Annotated in this window: 13 protein-coding genes; 10 read left to right on the top strand and 3 right to left on the bottom strand. The window is 43.8% G+C overall.

Annotated features, from left to right (window positions below; genetic code table 11):
• Positions 1 to 14: 14 nt before the first annotated feature.
• Positions 15 to 392, bottom strand: a complete 378-nt coding sequence (locus tag KOLE_RS00935) for a (2Fe-2S) ferredoxin domain-containing protein (RefSeq protein ID WP_012744695.1) — start codon at positions 390 to 392, stop codon at positions 15 to 17.
• Positions 392 to 886: an NADH-quinone oxidoreductase subunit NuoE family protein gene (locus KOLE_RS00930; RefSeq protein WP_012744694.1), complete on the bottom strand. Its 495-nt coding sequence runs from the start codon at positions 884 to 886 to the stop codon at positions 392 to 394. The genes KOLE_RS00935 and KOLE_RS00930 overlap by 1 nt, the downstream gene beginning before the upstream one ends.
• Positions 887 to 1,042: 156 nt before the next feature.
• On the opposite strand from KOLE_RS00930, the gene KOLE_RS00925 reads away from it, so the two are divergent.
• The 8 genes from KOLE_RS00925 (at position 1,043) to KOLE_RS00890 (ending at position 10,785) form a co-directional block, all read left to right on the top strand.
• Positions 1,043 to 1,555, top strand: a complete 513-nt coding sequence (locus KOLE_RS00925) for an adenine phosphoribosyltransferase (RefSeq protein WP_012744693.1) — start codon at positions 1,043 to 1,045, stop codon at positions 1,553 to 1,555.
• Positions 1,556 to 1,568: 13 nt separating this feature from the next.
• Positions 1,569 to 2,930: a glucose-6-phosphate isomerase gene (locus KOLE_RS00920; RefSeq protein WP_012744692.1), complete on the top strand. Its 1,362-nt coding sequence runs from the start codon at positions 1,569 to 1,571 to the stop codon at positions 2,928 to 2,930.
• Positions 2,927 to 3,193 (top strand): hypothetical protein, encoded by a 267-nt coding sequence (locus KOLE_RS00915; RefSeq protein ID WP_012744691.1) that lies wholly within the window; start codon positions 2,927 to 2,929, stop codon positions 3,191 to 3,193. The genes KOLE_RS00920 and KOLE_RS00915 overlap by 4 nt, the downstream gene beginning before the upstream one ends.
• Positions 3,193 to 3,774 carry a dephospho-CoA kinase gene (gene coaE / locus KOLE_RS00910; RefSeq protein WP_012744690.1) on the top strand — a complete coding sequence of 194 codons (582 nt, stop codon included), beginning with the start codon at positions 3,193 to 3,195 and terminating at the stop codon, positions 3,772 to 3,774. The genes KOLE_RS00915 and coaE overlap by 1 nt, the downstream gene beginning before the upstream one ends.
• 40 nt (positions 3,775 to 3,814) lie before the next feature.
• Positions 3,815 to 5,080 carry an ABC transporter substrate-binding protein gene (locus KOLE_RS00905; protein ID WP_012744689.1) on the top strand — a complete coding sequence of 422 codons (1,266 nt, stop codon included), beginning with the start codon at positions 3,815 to 3,817 and terminating at the stop codon, positions 5,078 to 5,080.
• A 78-nt stretch (positions 5,081 to 5,158) separates the two neighbouring features.
• Positions 5,159 to 6,367, top strand: coding sequence for an MFS transporter (locus KOLE_RS00900; protein WP_148207959.1), 1,209 nt, complete (start codon positions 5,159 to 5,161; stop codon positions 6,365 to 6,367).
• 125 nt (positions 6,368 to 6,492) lie between these two features.
• Entirely contained in the window at positions 6,493 to 8,868 is a 2,376-nt protein-coding gene (gene leuS / locus KOLE_RS00895; RefSeq protein ID WP_012744687.1) for a leucine--tRNA ligase, read from the top strand.
• A gap of 162 nt (positions 8,869 to 9,030) precedes the next feature.
• Positions 9,031 to 10,785: an NADH-dependent [FeFe] hydrogenase, group A6 gene (locus tag KOLE_RS00890; protein ID WP_012744686.1), complete on the top strand. Its 1,755-nt coding sequence runs from the start codon at positions 9,031 to 9,033 to the stop codon at positions 10,783 to 10,785.
• A gap of 70 nt (positions 10,786 to 10,855) precedes the next feature.
• Here KOLE_RS00890 and KOLE_RS00885 read toward each other — a convergent pair whose 3' ends face one another.
• A complete protein-coding gene (locus KOLE_RS00885) occupies positions 10,856 to 11,776 on the bottom strand; it encodes a sugar transferase (RefSeq protein WP_012744685.1) in 921 nt (306 codons plus the stop codon).
• Between the two features lie 118 nt (positions 11,777 to 11,894).
• Between KOLE_RS00885 and KOLE_RS00880 the strand changes: the two genes are divergently transcribed.
• Both KOLE_RS00880 and KOLE_RS00875 read left to right on the top strand, forming a co-directional pair.
• The gene (locus KOLE_RS00880; protein ID WP_158302996.1) at positions 11,895 to 13,175 is read left to right on the top strand and encodes a metallophosphoesterase; all 1,281 of its coding nucleotides are present in this window, start codon (positions 11,895 to 11,897) and stop codon (positions 13,173 to 13,175) included.
• Between the two features lie 12 nt (positions 13,176 to 13,187).
• A complete protein-coding gene (locus KOLE_RS00875; RefSeq protein ID WP_012744683.1) occupies positions 13,188 to 17,711 on the top strand; it encodes a fibronectin type III domain protein in 4,524 nt (1,507 codons plus the stop codon).
• The last annotated feature ends 22 nt before the right edge of the window (positions 17,712 to 17,733 follow it).

Genomic DNA, 17,733 nt, shown 5'->3' with positions numbered 1-17,733 from the left:
TAAATCACCTCTTCTTAGAGTTCTCCACGCTTCACTATGAGATCGCCTACAACTTTTCCTTCAATAACGTGCTGTTCTATTATTCTCTTTGCCTGTGCCGGGGTTACATGGCCGTAGATGATAGGCTCAGAATTTTCCATATGTACTTCGATCGTAGGTTCGACGTCACAGAGCCCGAAACAGCCGGACTGAACAACAGCTATATCATCTATTCCTTTTTCGTTAAGAGTTTCTACGATGGCTTTCAGTGTTTCTTTGGCACCAGCAGCGATTCCGCAGGTACCCATGGCCACGATAATTTTTCCGCGTTTTTCAGAGTCCCTCATTTTCAATTCTTTCAGTGCGTTCTCCTTTATTTTCATGAGTTCTTCGAGGCTCTTGATCTTTGCCATTACTTCTCCCCCCTGTACTTTTTGATTATCGCTGAAACCTCATCTGGTGTTACTTTACCATAAAAGTCGCGTTCCCCAACGAGAACAACGGGTGCCATACTGCAGGCGCCGAGGCACCTTACACCGTGTAAGGAAAAAAGGCCGTCACTTGTGGGTTCATCTAAATCCACCCCGAGTTCTTCTTTGAAGCGTTCGAGAATTCTATCTGCCCCTCTAACGTAACAAGCGGTTCCGAGGCAGATTTTGACCTGGTGTTTCCCCTTCGGTTTGGTGGTGAAGAAGTTGTAGAACGTCACGACTCCATGTACCTGACTGAGAGGCACACCTAACTTATCAGCAACATGCTGTTGGAGTTCTTCAGAGAGGTAACCAAAAAGTTCCTGAGCTTTGTGAAGAACGTTGATGAGCACACCCGGTTCTTCTTTTACCTGGTCTATGTACTCATTCAATTGGGTGTATAATTTTTCATGATCCTCGCAACCAACGTGTGACAAACCCTGCACCTCCTTGAGTAAATTCTTATACGATAGGGCTATGTTATTATTTATGTTATTTATTTCACTTGGATTATAACATGCAACTATAAAAAATGGATTTTGCCTTGTGTTAAAATAAGCTTTGTTGGTAGAGAATTAAGGGGAGGAGATAGTGTGAATCTTAAAGACTTTATACGCGACATTCCTGATTTTCCAAAACCCGGAATTATTTTCAAAGATGTCACCCCGATGTTAAAAGACCCCGGTGCTTTCAAAGTTTGTATTTCAAGTTTGAAAGAACTTGTAAAAGACTTTGAGTTTAATCTCATCGTTGCTCCGGAAGCCCGTGGTTTCATTTTTGCGGCACCTCTGGCACTTGAACTTGAAAAAGGATTTGTTCCTATAAGAAAACCCGGAAAACTCCCTTACAAAACCGTATCTGTGGAATATTCACTCGAGTATGGAACGGCGACCCTCGAGATGCATACAGATGCAATAAAAGAAGGCGATAAGGTTTTGATCGTGGATGACGTTCTGGCAACCGGTGGAACGATGAAAGCTATAGCAGAGATGGTAGAAAAGGTTGGGGGGACCATCAGCGGAATAGTATCTCTGGTCGAACTTTCCTTCCTTGAACCAAGAAAGAAACTTTCAGGTTATGAAGTGAGAAGCATCATAACCTATTGAGGTGAGGTTCTATATGCTAAAGTTTGATTTTTCCTTCGCCTTTAAAGAGAATCTAGGAACAGGTCTTTCAAAGGATGAGGTTTTTAATAACAGGGAATTCGCCAAAAGATCTCTTTTGGATGTAATCGAATCAGAGCCGGGATTTCTGAGGATCCTCAAAACCGATGAATATCTTGATGAGGTTGAAGCCCTGAAGGATTGGGTAAAAAACTTTGATACGCTTGTTGTTGTGGGAATCGGTGGTTCGGCTCTCGGTAACCTTGCACTTCATGCATCTTTGAAGCCCATGAACTGGAACCTTCTGAGCGAGGAAGAAAGAGAAGGAAATCTCAGGGTATTTGTCGTTGATAATGTTGATCCGCATTTTGTTGGCAGCGTTATTGAACAGATCGATCTTGACCGAACGCTGTTTAACGTTATTTCCAAATCCGGAACGACAGCTGAAGCCATGGCGAATTATCTCGTGGTGAGAGGAATACTCGAAAAGCGAGGATTAGATATAAGCGAACACCTGATTTTCACCACCGATCCTGAGAAAGGAGTCTTGCGGCAGATAGCGAAAGAAGAAGGCATAAGGACACTGACTATCCCTCAGGATGTTGGCGGACGTTTCAGTGTGTTGACACCCGTTGGGCTATTTTCTGCCATGGCTGAAGGAATAGATATAAGAAAGCTCTATGAAGGCGCTCGTAACGGTGTCAAACGTTATTCTGAGAGCAGTGCCGATACCAATCCTGTTCTGGTAAACGCGCTTCTCCATTATTCTTATCTGAAAGATGGAAAAAGCATCTCTGTTATGATGCCTTACTCGAATCAGCTTTACCTTCTTGCGGACTGGTACAGGCAGCTGTGGGCTGAATCGTTGGGAAAGAAGTACGATCTGGATGGAAATGTGGTTAATACCGGTCAAACTCCGGTAAAGGCCCTTGGTGCTGTGGATCAGCACTCACAGATTCAGCTGTACAACGAGGGGCCCAAGGATAAGATAGTCACCTTTTTAAAGCTTGAGAAATTCCCGGGGGATTTACAGATTCCCGAGCTTCATTCTGAAATTGAAGCGCTGTCGTATCTTGGTGGGAAAAGTCTATCGGAGCTTCTCAACTCAGAACAGGAAGGTACGGCCATGGCACTGACTGAAAACGGTGTACCGAATCTCACGTTGAGATTCGACGAACTGTCAGAATCCAGCGTTGGAGAGTTTATCATATATTATGAGCTTCTGACCGCTGTAATGGGGGCAATGCTCAACATAAATCCTTACGATCAGCCCGGCGTCGAGCTTGGAAAAAAGATCACCTATTCGCTCATGGGAAGAAAAGGGTACGAAGCCTTTGCCGGCAAGTTTTCTGAGAAAAAGTGGAGGTTCGAATTATGAACGATATGGTTAATTATCTGGTGGAATGCCTTAAAGAGTATAAACTTGAGGAATTCTACCATTTAGAAGGAGACGAAGTACCTTTCTATGTAATAGTTTCTCAGGAACCAGAAAAGGTCATAGAAGTTCTCCAGAGCCTTGATGATCTGGAAGCCGATGTTGTCGTTCTGTCGCCGGAAGAGAAAGAGGCAATCGGTTCAACGAACAGCGAAATAGCAGCGGCCGTTTCAAAAGCCATAGAAAAGGGGCAGAAGGTACTCTGATGAAAATCATAGGCGTTACGGGAAAAGCCGGCTGCGGGAAGTCTTTGCTTGTTTCACTTCTTTCCGGTCCTGAAACAAAGGTGATAGATCTCGACAGATTGGGCCACGAGGTTCTCAAGGAGCTCAAAAGCCAGCTTGTACTTACGTACGGTTCCGGGATACTGGATAACAGCAGAAAGAAGATCGATAGAAAAAAACTCGGTGAAATAGTCTTCAAAGATTCTCGAAAACTCAAGCTTCTCAACAGTATTGTGCATCCACTAATAAAAGAAAAAGTGAAAAAGATCATTTCAAAAACCAGGAAGAAATACGTACTGATCGATGGAGCGTTGATCCATCAGATCGGATTGGGCAAATTATGCGATCTGATCATCTGGGTTGATTGCCCTGATGAGGTTGCAATTAAGAGACTCGCTAGCAGAGGGATACCTCGCGAACGCGCTATCAGTATTCTTAATTCGCAGAAAGAGCTGGAAAATTATAAAGTATACTCAGACATAGCGATAGACAATACTGGTTCGCCTCAAGAGCTCTTAATCAAGGTTAGGGAAATTTTGCGGGGAAAAGAAATAATGCTATAATAGTTGGCGCAATGCCACTTCAACAAAGGAGGTAAGGGGTATGAAAAAGCTACTTCTTGTCATTACCATGGTACTTGCATTGTCCATTTTTGCCATGGCTGAGAAGATTGAAGTCGAGTTCTGGCATGCCATGGGCGGTGGACATGGTAAAGCCCTCGAGGAAATCGTTAACCTCTTCAATGAAACACATCCCGATATCGAAGTGAAAGCAATTTACGTTGGTAACTACGGGGCATTGTCTCAGAAACTTCTCGCAAGTGCTGAGTCTGGAAATCTCCCGGTTCTCTCTCAGGCTTACGGAAACTGGACAGCCAAGCTCATCCCGAGAGGCGTTGTTCAGGAACTCGATAGCTTCATAAAGAATCCAGATTACGGTCTTACTGAAGAACAGTGGGACGCTATCTGGGCACCTTTCAAAAAGATGATCACATGGGGAGACACAGTTTACGCCCTTCCGTTCAACAAGAGTACATATGTTCTTTACTACAACACCGATGCCTTCGAGGCTTACGGGCTCCGTCCGCCTGAAACCGTTGAAGACCTCTTCTTCGATGCTATGATGCTTACAGAAGACAAAGACGGCGATGGAGAAATCGATCAGTTTGGATTTGGTTTCAGAACAACCATCGACCACTTCGTTGTATTCCTCAGGGCAAACAAGGGAAAGATCATCGAAGTTAAAGACGATGGTAGCATCGAAATAACCATCAATTCCCCTGAAGCCAAGGAAGCTCTCCAGTTCATGTACGACATGGTTCACACATACAAGATTGCTTACACCCAGGGTGGTTATCTTGATGGTGTTTTCGGCGACGGCAAAATCATGATGTTCATCGAGACCATCGCCAGTAAACCCTATGTTGAAAGAGCTTCAACCGGTAAACACGGTTGGGCATGGGCTCCTGTTCCGTTGTGGAAGACTCAAGCTCCACCCTTTGCCGGAACAGACCTCATCATGTTCTCCACCGCAAGTGAAGAACAGAAAAAAGCTGCCTGGGAATTCATGAAATTCCTCATTAGCCCAGAAATTCAGGCTTACTGGTCAGTCAAGACCGGTTACATGCCCGCTGTTAAGACGGCTCTTGAAACAGCTCAGTGGAAAGAGTACGTTAAACAGCACCCCGAAGCCATGGTTCCAATCAACCAGATTCCCAAGGGAACGACCGATCCTAACATCGCAGAATGGTATGAAGTCAGAAGTGTCATCGGACAGATGGTCGGTGACGTTATGAACAACAAGAGAACCATAGACGAAGGTCTTGCCTGGGCAGAAGCTGAACTTCACCGCCTTATTTTTGGAGAATAATTAGAATTGTTTCTGATTTGCCGGGAGGCCATCATGGCCTCCCGGTTTTATTAAGTTTATCTTCTTTGGAAAGGGAGGCTGGAGTTAATAAACGGCAGAGGAATATACATACACAGATTCAATATATTTGCGGGACTTTTTTCTGTCCTTCTTTATTTGTTGGCCTCATCCATCAATACCGTAGCCGCGTCCTGGCAACTCCCCTATTTTTCGATTGGCCTTTTGAATTTTCTCGGTTCAATCGTCTACGTTCTTTCAACGCTTACCTTCGGTCGACTTGGTGATAAGATAGGTTTCAAACTGCTGCTGATTGTAAGCATGGTGCTCTTTGGATTATTTTTACCCGTTGGTTTTCTATGGTCTCAGGTATGGCATCTCTTTTTATTCGTTGTCGTTATGAACCTGTTCTTCGGAATATTTTTCCCATGTATTGAGGGTCTTATCTCAAGCCGCGAAAAATCCGAGGGCGTTAGCCCTGTTGCCACAACGATGCGTTTTACGCTCTCATGGAGCATCGGAAACATTTTTGGTATGGCTTTCGGTCCTTTTCTGATAGAACGTTTATCCTTTCTTGTTTTTCTTTATGGGATGGTATTATCTTTTCTCGCTGCCTTTCTCATTTACTCTCACTTTAGAAAGTACGGGGACCACCTTCCTGGCCCTTACAGTCCAAAACTTTTGAATACAAGGGCGAAAATAGATTTTCCCCGAATCCGTTTATACAGGAAAACTTATAGACTTACCTTTGTTATAGCCGGAATTATCTATTCGGCAGTTCTGGCTCTATTTCCAAAAATTTTGAGTTTCTACAATTTGCCTTTAGAAAAGGTCGGCTTCTTTATTGTGGGGGCAAACATAGGAGTGTTCCTAAGTTTCGTTCTTTTGACTCTATTCCGTTTCTGGGTTGGAAATCCCGGTTTTTCATTCCTTTTGATGGCCGTCTTTCCTGTAACCGCTGCGAGCTTTTTCCTTTCCCCATCTCCCGCGGTGTTTTTCCTGATTGCTTTTCTCGCGGGTGTTACCTATGCAGTTCCCTACACCTTCGCAATTTTTTACGGTCTCAGCTCGCAGGAAAATGATCACGGAAAGCAGGGCGGGATACACGAAGCGATGGTCGGCATCATCTTTGGCTTTGGCCCGTTGATCGGAGGGCTCTTTCTTGAACTTTGGCCTGATCTAAAGAGCCTTGGGGTAATGACAGCCCTTCTTTGCCTTGTTTCATATGCAATCCAGCTCAGATTTTTGAAAAGGTTACACGAAGAAGATGAAGCTTCACAGCGATTGTGAACAACAGGATTTAATGGATTGTAGTCGTATCTGTGGTGGAAAAAAGTGCGAGCTGTGCTATAATTTTGAAAACTGCTCTCGGTCGGAAATCTATTATTTGACCAGCTTAGGGAGGGGTACGAAGTATGTACGATTTCAAGTCGATAGAAAAGAAGTGGCAAAAGTATTATGAGGAAGAAGAGCCTTTCAAGGTTGATTTGAAAAACGCGAAAAAACCCTTTTACAACCTCATGATGTTTCCGTATCCTTCGGCTTCCGGGTTACATATAGGGAATATGTATTCTTTTATAGGTTCAGACGTTTACGGGCGTTATAAAAAGCTTCAGGGCTACGATGTTTTTGAACCAATAGGATTTGATGCTTTTGGTATCCACAGTGAAAATTACGCTCTAAAAGTTGGCGAGCACCCTGCAAAGCTCACACCCAAAAGTATCAAATACTTCAGGGATGAGCAGCTGAAAAAGATCGGGAATATCTATGACTGGAGCAGTGAAGTCAACACCTCTTCACCCGAATATTACAAGTGGACCCAGTGGATATTCCTTCAACTCTACAAAGCCGGGCTCGCAGAGAAGAAAAACTCCGAGGTCAACTGGTGCCCTTCGTGTAAGACGGTTCTCGCCGACGAACAGGTTATAGACGGAAAATGTGAACGTTGTAGCACTGAAATAACGAAGCGGGAGATGAGCCAGTGGTTCTTCAAGATCACAAAATACGCTGACCGCCTCCTTGAAAACCTGGAAAAACTCGATTGGACCGAAACCACAAAGAATATCCAGCGTAGCTGGATTGGGAGATCTGAAGGGGCAAAGATCCGTTTCCCGGTTGAGAATTCCGATATTGAGATAGAGGTATTCACCACGAGGCCAGACACGATCTATGGTGTTACTTACCTTACTTTAGCTCCGGAACACAAGTTGGTTAAAAAACTCATAAAAGAAGATAAATTTTCGCAGTTTGAAGAATTCCTTGAGAGCGTTAAGAAGATGGACGTCGCTACCAGAACGTCCAAGACGCGCCCTAAAACTGGTATGTTCACGGGAAGTTATGCTATTCACCCGCTCACTGGTGAAAGAATTCCTATCTGGGTTGGTGACTACGTGCTTGTGGAATACGGTACCGGTGCGGTAATGGCTGTTCCCGCACATGATGAGAGGGACTACGCTTTTGCGAAAAAATACGGGCTCGAAATCAAGCAGGTTATCGAGTGTGATCCTGAGGATTTGCCCTACACTGAGAAGGGGATAATGATAAACAGCGGTCCATATACAGGCTGGAAGAGCGAGGATTTTATCGCCAATATAGACAGTGTGCACGAGAAGATAGAATCGGCCGTCACCTATCACCTTCACGATTGGTGTGTCTCAAGGCAGAGATACTGGGGACCACCAATCCCAATAATATACTGTGATAAATGTGGTATCGTTCCTGTTCCTGAAGAGGATCTGCCTGTTTTGCTTCCCGAAACGGACGACTATATCCCGGATGGCAGCGGAAAGTCCCCTCTGGCGAGGAATGAGGAGTTCGTCAATACCACCTGTCCTAAATGTGGTGGTCCGGCTAAAAGAGAGACAGATGTCAGCGATAATTTCCTTGACTCGGCATGGTATTTCTTGAGGTATATATCACCACACGATCAGGATAGACCTTTCGATCCTGAGCTGGCTAAAAAATGGCTTCCGGTGGATATGTACATCGGAGGTAACGAACATGCAAACCTACATCTAATGTACGCGCGATTCATTACCATGGCACTTCATGATCTCGGAATTCTCCACTTTGAAGAGCCATTCAAATCCTTCAGGGGCCACGGTCTGATAATCAAAGATGGGGAGAAAATGAGCAAATCAAAGGGAAACATCGTCAACCCAAACGACTATTTCGATACCCACGGTGTTGATGCGCTAAGAACTTACCTTATGTTTATGGGAAGCTTCCTTGAAGGCGGTGACTTCAGGGACAGCGGAATGGATGCCATCAAACGTTTCCTCAACAGGGTATGGGAGGTTGCCAACAAACCCGAGGGTGAAAGTTCTCTCCAGCTAAAGATCAAGATGGCAGAGACCATTAAAAAGGTGGAGTATTCGATTGAAAATATCAAGTACAATACGGCTATCGCTGCCATTATGGAATTTATAAATGAGGCTGTTAAAGAAGAACGCATAGAAAGGCAGCTGGTTGTGGATCTGGCAAAACTCCTTGCTCCTTTTGCACCCTTCATTTGTGAGGAAATACACGAAATGAAGGGCGGCAAAGGAACTATATTGAATGCCGGATGGCCCACAGGATATGACAAGTACCTTTCTATGGCGGATGTGGAGATTCCGGTGCAGATAAACGGTAAGATGCGTGGAAAAGTAAAAATTCATCAGAAAGCTTCGGAAGATGAGGTTATAGAGAAGATAAAAGGCGATGAAAGGCTTGCGCACTACCTCAATAAAGGAGAGATACGAAAGGTTATATACGTCCAGGACAAAATAATTAACATTATTGTGAAGTAATAACAGGAAGTTGTGGGGGAGGTTCTACCGAACCTCCCTTCTTAGTTTGGAGAAAATTTTAACTTTATACATTGTAACTTCATAGAATGATATGGTAGAATAACCTTGATAGAAAATTCACAATAACTGTGAGTTTACGTTGCCGAATGGAGGTGCTTCTGGGTGCCAGTTACCGTTACAATCAACGGAAAACAATATCAGGTTGAAGAAAATCGAACAGTCCTCGAAGTATGTCGTGAAATTGGTATCGAAATCCCAACGTTGTGTTATCATCCGGCGCTATCAATCGTGGGAGCATGCAGGGTTTGTATGGTTGAAATCGAAGGAGCACGCAACCTTTCTCCAGCGTGTGCTACCTATGTTACTGATGGGATGGTCATAAGAACGAATACGGAGCGCGTGAACCGCTCCGTGAGGTTCAATCTGGCTTTACTGCTTTCCAGCCATCCCAATGATTGTATGACATGTGATGCAAACGGGCGCTGTGAATTCCAGGATCTCATTTACAGATACGATATCAAGGATATGTTCCCGAAGGACCTCAGAAATATACCCTACGACACGTCCAGCCCTTCTTTGTTCAGGGACATGAACAAGTGTATTCTTTGTGGAAGATGTGGCCGTGCCTGTAAAGAATTGCAAGGACTTTCTATTCTTTCTGTGGCAGGAAGGGGATATCATTCTATACCAGTCCCAGCGCTTGGAGCTCCAATAGCTGCTACGGATTGTATCAACTGTGGCCAGTGCGCAACGGTGTGTCCGGTTGGAGCAATCACGGAGAGAATGGATTTCAGACGTGTAGCCGAAGAACTGTATAAGCATGAAAAAGTTCTGGTGGTGCAGACAGCTCCGGCTGTTCGTGTAGCTCTCGGTGAAGAATTCGGTGAAGAACCGGGAACGATCTCCACGGGTAAGATGGTTGCAGCCCTTAGAAAGTTAGGATTTGACTATGTTTTCGATACAGACTTTGCTGCTGACCTCACGATTATGGAAGAGGGATCCGAACTTCTTCAGAGGATAAAGGAAGGCGGTAAGTTCCCCATGTTCACTTCCTGTTGTCCCGGCTGGGTTAACCTGATGGAGAAACTCTATCCTGAATTCAGAGAAAATCTTTCCACAGCCAAGTCTCCACATGAGATGCTCGGTGCTCTTATCAAAACCTATTTCGCCAAAAAGATAGGCAAAGATCCAAAAGATATATTTGTCGTTTCCGTAATGCCATGTACAGCCAAGAAAGACGAAGCAGAGCGCGAAACATTGCTGGTTAGAGGGCATGTTGCTGTGGATGCTGTTATAACCACTAGAGAATTAGGAAAATTGATAAAGATGAAAAAGATTCCTTATGAATCACTTCCTGAAGAAGAATACGATACTCCTCTTGGCATATCTACCGGTGCCGCTGTAATATTTGGTGCTACCGGTGGTGTTATGGAAGCAGCTCTCAGAACGGCTTATGAGCTTTACACCGGCAAAGAACTGCCGAAGCTCGATTTTGAATTTGTGCGTGGATTTGAGGGAGTCAAAGAGGCTGAGGTTGACCTTGATGGAAAGATTCTGAAAGTTGCTGTTGCCCACGGTGGTGCAAATGTTGTCAAACTCATGGATAAGATAAAATCTGGTGAGGTTTACTATGACTTTGTGGAGATTATGGCCTGTCCAGGTGGTTGCATTGGTGGTGGAGGACAGCCCAAATCCACCAGACCAGATTATCTTGAGAGAAGAATGCAGGCTATTTACGAAATTGATGAAAACATGCCTATCAGAAAATCTCATGAAAACCCGGCGATCAAGAAAATCTACGAGGAATATCTTGAGCACCCGCTTAGCCACATATCCCATGAGCTTCTCCACACGCACTATCTCGACAGGAAAAAGAGCGTTGTGGAACGAAAGAAAGAACTTGAAGAAGTAAATTGAGCTCAATGTGAGCGGGAGATAGATAATCGGGGACACTTTATCAAATGTCCCCGATTTTTTTATTAGCAGCCTAGAAATCTTTAGACACCAGAGATTTTATTACAGCGTAGGGAGTTTTGAGCAAGCACAGGATATCCAGTCTCAGAGAGCGATTCAAAACGTAGTACAGATCGTATGAGGTTTTTATCATGTATTCCTCAGGGGTTGTAGTGTATTTATAGTTAATCTGTGCCCAGCCGGTGAGACCGGGTCTCACCAGTAAACGAAGCTTATAGTTTGGAACGTGTTTTTTACCCATCTCGTGAAAGGCTTTGAGTTCTGGTCTGGGGCCAACCAGGCTCATTTCGCCGAGAATGATGTTGATAATCTGGGGGAGCTCATCGAGCCTCAGTGGGCGCAAAATTTTGCCAACCCTGGTTATTCTCTTGTGATGTTCGCCGTTCGTGAACGTTCTGAACTTGAGCATTTTGAATACCTTCTCATTTCTTCCCATGCGATCCTGTGTTATGAACACGGGTCTTCCGGAAGTGATCAGGATTAGTACGGCTATTATGAGAAAGATTGGAGTCAAAAGAATCAGAAAAACTACTCCAAAAACAAAGTCGAGAAATCTCTTAAAACCATCATAAGTTTTTACGTGGACAAGCTCCTGAAAGTCTTCTTCGACTGTTCCGGGATCAACGGTCATTGGTCTGAGCTTGAAAAATCTTTTGAACCGAAAGAGGATTGTATAGCGGAATAGTGCGGATAATAACGCAGGCAAAAGAATGATTATATCAGATCCGGTAAAAACAAAAAACAGAATCGTTACCATCACCAATGACCCAAAGAAAGAAATTTTTCTTTCTTTGGGATCAAGGATAATCTGTGATTCATACCCCCTCATTGAAAGAGACACGAATCCGCTGATTAGAAATGCCAGTAAAAAATCCTCAACACTATTAGTTATCAAGGGAATCGAAAATAGAAAATCGATCACATAAAAAAACATGACATCTCTCCCATCGCTATTATTGTCGCATGATTTTTGGGAAATTTGAAGATACTGAGGTAAAATGAAAACGGTTAGGAATTGTCGCATTTAACGGTGTATGGTAAAATCACAACGTATGGTAACAAAGGTTTATCTGGGGGATCTTCATATTGGTGATGGAACATTCGAAACCGATTTTGAATACGATAACGAGCTCGCCGACCTTATAGAATCACTTGTAATTTCAGGTTGTTCTGAGCTTGTGATTGTTGGTGACGGATTAGAGCTGGTTAATTCAAATGAAGTTAAATCTCTCGGGTTGTTGCCTTATCCGATTCTTTCGAGGTCATTGACATCCAGACTCATATCTGACATTGAAAGTCGTCATACTCGTGTTTTTGACGCTTTCAGGCGATTTTCCGAGTATGGGAAAATTGTGTATGTTGTCGGGAACCACGATCATTATCTGCTCGAAAATCCGGAATTGCGAAACAGCCTCATAGAAGCTCTGGGTGGTCAAAAAAATGTAAGGATTTTGCCTTTCTATTATGACGCAGAGATGCAGCTTTTCACCCTTCACGGAAACCAATTTGACATTGTGGGAAGATTCTCAAAAGACGATAACGGTAATCTTTTGGCTCCTTTTGGGAACTTTATGGCGCGGTACATGGTGCTAAATTTTGAAGAAAAGTTGAAAAGATTGAATGCACCGGTGCCATTTATAAATGATTATCGATTTGTGCACCCTACTCTGGATGTCTTTCAATGGTTTGAACATATCAGGCAGCGTTATGACGTCGATACGGATCTTCTGGAACTCTGGACGAAGACGTTTATAGAAATGCTCAAGACGCCTGAAGCGCAGAGCTGGTTGAAGACTAACTATCCGAGATTGAGATATCTAACGACGATTTTTGTCAATCGTTTTGGCGGTATGAAATTTGGAGAATGGATAATCCGTGTAATCATGAGTTTCAGACGATTTATGCAAACCGATTATTTATATAGATGCGCTCGACGAATTCTTGGTTGCTCCTTTGAAAAAGGATTTAAGAAAGTAATGAGGAAAACTAATTTTGTTGGTTACTGCAATGGTGTTCCTGAGGTACTTCCCACAGATATAAAGGGGGTGATTATGGGGCATAATCATAGACATACGTTGAGAGGAATTCCGGTGGATGGTGAACTGAAATTTTATGCCAATACCGGCACATGGCAACCTGTGGTAGAAATGGTGGATAGGAAATCTTCGAATAGTTTTGTAAAGAGAGCTCAATTGAGTTATTTGATAGTTCAAAAAATCGGTAAAGATCTTAATATAGAATCTAGACATGTAATGAAATTAAACGGAATTGGTTCTGATCAAAGGTATGGAAGTGATAAATTCACTGCAAATGAAATAAATATACGTGTCTGAGGAGGGATAAGAATGTCCAGGAAAAGTAAGAGTCTGAGTAGTCCAACGCTATCCTTTGTGTTACTCGCCATTCTGGTAATTGGAATGATCTTCACTCTGTCTTCGTGTACCGAACCACCGAAGATACTCGTCAACGCTGTATCACCTGTGCCACGAAATAACGATGACACAGTGAAATACAGTAAGACGATTGAGTTAAGCTGGGACGTAATGTATAAAAAAACCAGTGAAACACTTACGGCAGAGATCTGGATGGGTGAAAGCAAAGACGCTCTTCGGAAGATTGCCGAAGGTGTTAAAGGTGTCCCGTCAAGGGAAGCAAAGGACATTGTGAAATTCAGTTATGAAGCCAATGTTAAGCCCCATAAGCAATATTGGTGGAAAGTTAAAGTATTCAACGAAAAAGGAAAATATGATGAAAGTGAAATTTGGACTTTCAAACTCAAGAATAGCGATCCAGATAAACCCGAGTTGGTTGCTCCTGCCAACAATTCGGCGAACGTTACTGCACGTGGTTTGACCCTGAAATGGATTTCCGGTGGAGATCCCGATGGAGATAATCTTACTTTTACGGTGATGTTTGATACTGACATACGTTTTACAAACCCCGAAAAAGTGAACGTTGGATCTGCTACAAGCTACACAATAGAAGAACTCGAATTCGGCAAGAAATATTATTGGAAGGTAATTGCAAAAGATGGTTACGGTGGAGAAAGAATCTCCGGAACCTATGCATTCACAACAGAAGTGGCGCCGCGGTTGAAGGGTATAACCCTGATAAGTCCAGCCGATACTTCCGTTGTTGGAGAACAGCCTGTTGAATTAACCTGGAAAGTCGAATACAACCGCTATTATTGGCCGGTGAAATTCCAGATACACATCGTTTCTGACGAAGGAGAAAAGGTTTTTGGCCCTGTCGTCAAAAACCCCGAAGAGCTTTCCAGTCCCATAAAGTTCGTACTTGATGAAAAGCTGAAAGGCCATACCAGCTATAAGTGGTATGTGGTCGCTGAAGGTGCATATGATGGCAAGGCCATCAAGAGCGATGAGTGGGCATTTGAAATGTCAAATACAGAACCGGAAGTTGCTTTTGTCTACCCAGCGGAAGAAATGCAGGAAGTTTCCAGAGACGCAACGTTTAGCTGGATTGGAACAGATGCTGACGGTGATAGCCTTGTATACGATGTTTACATTGCGAAGGTTGGAGAACTTTACACCACGCTGGCGACAAATCTTGAGGATGATTTCATTGCTGTTACAGGACTTGACAGTGCTTCCACATATTCGCTGAAGGTTGTTGCCAGGGATACTTACGGTGGCCAGGGCAGCGTGGAAAGAAAGTTTGTTGTTGGCAATAGAGCGCCTGTTGTTGAGATCCTTTCTCCTGAAGATGGGACATTTATTGATCCAAGAAGCGTTGTTCTGGAATGGCACTGTTTCGATCCTGATGGCGATGATGTGATTTATCATGTGTTCATCAGACAAGCTGAAGGCGAAGAAGAAATGTACGAAACACCAGACAGCACCTTCAAGCTTGAAAAGGTTCAGGCACGTTCACAGTACTTCTGGAGGGTTGAAGCAATTGATTCAAAGAAGGCTTCAACTGTAACGGAAGAACACATGTTCTTCACAGAAAACACTGAACCCAATAGACCTATTGCTGAGAGTCCCACTCCAGGTGCTACCGATCTGGATAATTTCGATAGGCTAATCTTTGCCTGGAGTTGCGATGATCCTGACGGAGATGCCTTAACCTACACAATCGAAATAGCGACTGACACGACTTTTGAAACTTTGATAGCTTCTGCAACCCTTGAAGAAAAAACAATAACAGTGGAAGGCATTTTCAGTCCCAGAAGCACCTATTACTGGAGAGTAACTGCAACCGATGGTGCTGCCACAGTCACGAGTGATGTATGGGAATTCTCCACCTTTGATGAACCACCGGTGGTTGAATTAAAAGAACCTTTCGATGGTGCTCCGGTTTCAACAATTAAATCAAAATTCAGCTGGTCGGTATTTGATCAGGACGATCCTGTATTCACGGCCAAACTGTTCCTTCTCCCTGATGGCGAAGAAGAACCCGTGGTTGTAGATCTTGGTGCTAACGTTGAAGAGGTCGAGCTTGACTTCCCGCTGACACCTGATACAACCTATACCTGGTGGGTAGTAGCAAGCGATCCGATCGGCAAGAAAGGAATAAGCGAAAAACGCAGCTTCGTCACAGGTAACGAAAAACCGGTGATAGAGATAACCGGTCCTGGAGACCTCTGGAAATACGGTGCAGTTGCTCCTCTTGAATTCACATGGGAAGCAACCGATCCTGAAGGCGAAGATGTCTTCGTTGAGGTTTATTTTGACACAAGCAAAGTTCCTGAGACGTTGGTGGCTACCGGTATCAATCTGTCAAGCTTTGTAGCCGAAAATCTGGCACCTGATAGTATTTACTATCTCAACATTGTCGCTACAGATGCTCACGGTGCAAAGAATTGGTTAGAGCAGCCTGAGAGAATTGAAACAGCTGATTCTAACCTCGAGTATCTGTCACCTGAAGACGGTAGCGTAATTGATCCAGCTACAGCCACATTCTCATGGGAATACACCAGCGATGATGGGACTGTAAATTACATTTTTGTGCTTTACGACAGTGAGGAAAAGATGATCGACCGTGAATTCGTAGGATCCAAAACATCTTTGACCCTTCCTGAGATATTCTCTAAAGAAGTTGTTGATTCATTGCTAGGAAACAGAACATATTACTGGAAAATCAAGATAGAAGATGAAGAACCGCGTTACGGAAAAGTGAGCAGTTTCATTGTTGAGGACAATCCTGTGGAATTCTCCAATCCGACTCCTATGGATGGGTCTGAAGATGTGGAAACCACTGACGTTGTTCTAATGTGGAATGCGTATGATCCGGACAACGCAAAGCTTGTTTTCGATGTTTACCTTGACGGCCAGGCTGAACCCCTGTACACAGGACTGATCACGCCTGTTGCTACGATAACGACACCGCTTGAAAGCCACAAAAAATACACCTGGCACGTTGTAGCGCGGGATGAATTTGGAAATTCAACTGAATCACCTAAATGGACCTTCACAACAAAGAACAACCCACCGGCTGTTGAGTTGATTGCACCAGAAAACGATGCAACAGATCTGACAGGCGAAATAGTGCTCAGCTGGGAAGGAACCGATACTGATGGTGATACGTTGTTCTACACTCTGTACATTGGAACAGATGTCGATAATATGCAACAGATAGATCTGGCTACAGAAACAACTTACGGTTTCACTGAATACAGTGGAAATAAAGTCTATTATTGGAAAGTCGAAGCCAGCGACGGAATAGACTCAGCCGTTTCAGATGTCTGGAGCTTTGTTACCGGGAATGCCGCCCCAAGAGTGCAATTGAGCGTTCCGGAGAATGGAAGCGAAATGGTTTCTCTGTCACCGGAGTTTGAATGGAAATCAGAAGATCCCGATGGTGATGAAATCGTAAATACCATTTACCTTGGAGAAGATCCTGACGTTCTGACATTTGTTGCCACCACCTCAGAGGACAGCTATAAGCTCACAGAGATTCTTAACGCTGGAAGTACCTACTACTGGCGTGTAAAAGCAACTGATTCGAGAGGTGGCAGTTCCAATAGCGAAGTATATACCTTCACGACAGCTCCGGAAAGAGACAAAGTTGTATATATCGAAAATGGAGTCCTTGTAGAAAAGATCTTTGCTGAAGGAATAGATGAGGTTTACGAACGCAGGTTAACCGACCTTGATCTGAACAGCGAAGTTGCACCGATAATAAACGGAGACCTTGTTTACGTTATAAACAATAACGGCGATCTTATCGCTCTGAAATTGGGTTACAGCACTACGCAGCCAGCTTTCAAACAAGAGCTTGGACTCGGCCTTAAAGATCCTATAGACATGGTTTACGCCGATAACGCTCTATGGATACTCGATATAGATCCTGCTGTTGGAGCTAAGGTTTACAAAGTGTCATTGGACGACCAGGGATTGCCTGGGCAGTCTGAAGTCATATACAATGGGTTGTTTATTTCAGACATCGATGTCTCTGAAGATGCTTCGAAGATTGTTCTGGCAGATTTCCTTTCAGGTGTTGTCAAGTTGACGAGAGATGAAGATGGTAATTACAAATATGCAGGAGAAGAAGGCGGAAATGCGCAGGCTGTTGTACTGAAAGATGATGTTGCCTTTGTTGGTGAAACAGGTGCAAAGGGTGGTCTGAAGTACGTAGATCTCAACATAATGAAAGAGACGGTAGTCGATAGCTTCTATGCTGTCACCAGGTTACTTTTGAAAGGCAACGCACTGTACGCAATTGCTGATGGTGATCTTGTCGTTCTCAATGTTGAAGATCCGTACAACCCTGAAATAGTCAAAGCCATTAAGGATGTTGCAAAAGTTAAGCAACTTGTTGCCGGTGAAAAAATGCTGGCAGTTGTTACCGAAGAAGGGGTCATCCTGTTCGACATAACTGATCCGATGAACCCGGTGAAGTTAGACTGAAGAAAAGGAACAAATAAAAAAG

This window comes from Kosmotoga olearia TBF 19.5.1, from assembly GCF_000023325.1.
Classification (GTDB): Bacteria; Thermotogota; Thermotogae; order Petrotogales; family Kosmotogaceae; genus Kosmotoga; species Kosmotoga olearia.
The sequence above is the reverse complement of the archived record's forward strand: the minus strand, read 5'-3'. Positions and strand labels throughout refer to the sequence as shown.